The organism is Euzebyales bacterium, assembly GCA_036374135.1.
Taxonomy (GTDB): domain Bacteria; phylum Actinomycetota; class Nitriliruptoria; order Euzebyales; family JAHELV01; genus JAHELV01.
Window position 1 is genome coordinate 1 of record DASUUK010000008.1, and the last position, 2,619, is coordinate 2,619.

At 69.1% G+C, this 2,619-nt stretch carries 3 protein-coding genes; 2 read left to right on the forward strand and 1 reads right to left on the reverse strand.

Annotation, left to right across the window (positions count from 1 at the left end; translation table 11 throughout):
- Positions 1 to 256, forward strand: a 256-nt coding sequence (locus VFZ70_01025; protein ID HEX6254369.1) for a hypothetical protein, incomplete at its 5' end; no start/stop codon positions are given.
- Positions 257 to 370: 114 nt separating this feature from the next.
- A complete protein-coding gene (locus VFZ70_01030; protein HEX6254370.1) occupies positions 371 to 925 on the forward strand; it encodes a hypothetical protein in 555 nt (184 codons plus the stop codon).
- 1,313 nt (positions 926 to 2,238) lie between these two features.
- Here VFZ70_01030 and VFZ70_01035 read toward each other — a convergent pair.
- The coding region (locus tag VFZ70_01035) for a transaldolase family protein (GenBank protein HEX6254371.1) at positions 2,239 to 2,619 on the reverse strand (381 nt) is incomplete at its 5' end.

The following is a 2,619-nucleotide window of genomic DNA, read 5'->3' on the forward strand; positions in this document are numbered from 1 at the left end:
TGTCAGGCGAGCTCGTCGTCCGATGACCAGCGCAGTGCCGGGACGCGGTGACAGCGAGGCCGCTGACCGCCGTCGGTTCGTGCCGCTCGCCCGTCGCTACGACGCCGCGCCGACGATCGCCGCGTTCAGCGAGGGCGTACGCCAACAGTTCGACCCGGAGACCGTCGCAACCAAGTTGTTGGCTTCGGCCGAGCACAGGATGCAGCCGACGCAGCAGTCGCTGTGGCTACAGCCCCTGCAACCCGGCCGCGGTTAGCACGACATTCCGGGAGGCCTGGCGTGAAGGGACACCGAACCACTCCGATGCCACGGCGCGGAGTCCGCCGACAGGCGGCGTAGGCGCCCACGAAACGCCAGAAAGGACAGTGACATGACCACTACCAGCCCAAGCGGTCAGCGCACCCGCGCCAGTGGGCACGCGGGAAGCGAACAACTCGCGTGGTCGGGCCGCGACTGGCGGATGCCACCATGGCTCTGGGTCGGCCTGGCGACGATGTTCGTCAGCGTGCTGCACATCATCATCGACTTCGGCGTCGGCCTGTTCGACCTGCACGGGACGCTGAGTCTGACCGAGGCGACGACGCTTGTCGGCGTTGCGCTCATCCAGCTCTGGTGGGCGATCTCCTTCATGGCGGGCGCTCGGGGCAACGGCAGCGGCGTCGCCAGCGCCGGGATCCTCGGCGCCGGCTGGGCGGCGCTGACCAACGGCTTCCCGATCATCTACTGCCCGCCCATGTGCGAAGAGGCGTGGCCGCTGTCCGACCTCAGCCACGTTGGCAGCATCGTGTTCGGCCTCCTGCTCCCGGTGGTCGCCATCTGGTCGCTGTGGCGCGCCCGGGCGCGCCCGGGGTGGTTCATGCCGGCCGTTGCCGCAGCCCTGGTGGTCGGGACTGTCGTGTCGCTGGCGAACACCCCGATCACATAGGCGCGCCGACAGCGGCAGATGTGAAGCTCACCCCGATGACCCGGCGCGCACCGTGGCGGATCTGATGCGGTTTACGGCATTGGCTCGGAGAACCGCTGGCGCACGGCGCGCTGCGCCGACATTCTGCGTCGTCATGACGCCGCCTCAGCGTTCTGTTGCAGCTGGCCGGCGAACTCGCCGTGCACGGGCCGGTCCAGCGCGCGTTGGACGTGACGCTGGCCGAATGAGCCAGCCGACGCGGCAGACGCCCGGAGGGCGGGCGTACTGGAGCTGAAGCGCCGTTCCCGCCGTGAGGGTCGCGGCACGTAGGACCTGCTGACGCTGTACGTGATGGAGCGCTGGCTTGCCCGGCTCAGCGCGCCGCCGTACGCCGATCAGTTCGTGATCAGGGGCGGCGGTCGCCCGTCCGATCCGTGAGGACGCTTTCGACCCGGGCGTGTCGCCATGGACGCCCGCATCGCGACGACTGTTGTGCGGTTCCGGCTCGACGTCAACTTCGGTGATCCGGTCACGTCCGCCCTAAGGATGATCGAGCTACCCCCCCTGCGACCGGGCACCGCACCGGACCTACCGCGCATACCGGTCCGCACGTGGTGTCGACGCCACCGAGCTCCCGACTGACTTCGGCGAGGTTGGACACGGTGAAGACGTTCGCCGACCCGCTCGCACGCCCGACCGGCGACGCGCGCTGGCACGCGGCTATCGCCGATCGATGACGCCGACGTAGCCAGCAACGTAGCCATTCGTGGATGCTCGGACGTGGCGGGACGGGAAGCGACGGCGTAGGACGCATGCGCGCGCTGTGGACGAATTACGTGTTGCCTGCGCGGCTCGTCGCTCTTTCGGCGGTCGGATACGATCGGACGCGGGTGGCCTCCGCGGTACGCCGCTGGACAGCTCAGACGGTTCGTCGTGTGCATGGCATGGAAGAGGTCAGGGGTTCGATTCCCCTTAGCTCCACGCAAAGCGCAGGTCAGCGGGCTGCTGGAGTCCATTGGGTGTAACTTCGGCGCTTGTGAACGTAGCCAACTGGCTACGTTGGCTACGTCAAGGCGGGCACGCGTCGTGACTGGTCGTCGCGGGCCAACTGCTATCGGTGATGTTCGTCGACGACGCCGCGGTGAACTACCGCCTGGATGGCGTGTGCACACGCTCGACACATTGACGCGTCTCGGGCCTCCACCGGCGCGGCGGGCAGGTACAGCCAGTCATTCGCCGGACGCGACGAGCGCGACGGTCCGTCGCCGATCGCGGCGTAGTCCTCGACGCGGCGTGCCCGTCGCCACGTTGTTCCCGCATCGCGGTGACGGCCGTCACGCAGCCGCCTCCGGTGTGGTCACGTCGGCGAGTTTGGCGTCGATGCAGGCGAGCAGCTCGCGGTAGGAGTCGCAGAACGCCCGCACGCCCTCGTGTTCGAGCTCACGGGTGATCGCGGGCAGGTCGACGCCAGCGGCCGCGGCGTCGCGCAGCACCGGGTCGGCGTCGTGGGTGTCGAGGCCGATCGCGTCGGCCACGTCGCCGTGGTCGGCGAACGCCGCGAGCGTTGCCTGTGACATGGTGTTTATGACGTCGCGGGCGATGAGCTGCTCGATGTAGAGCACATCGGACGCGTTCGGGTCCTTGGTGCCTGTGCTGGCCCACAGCGGGCGTTGCGGCCGCGCGCCGAGTCGCTCGAGCGCCGCCCAGCGCTCGCC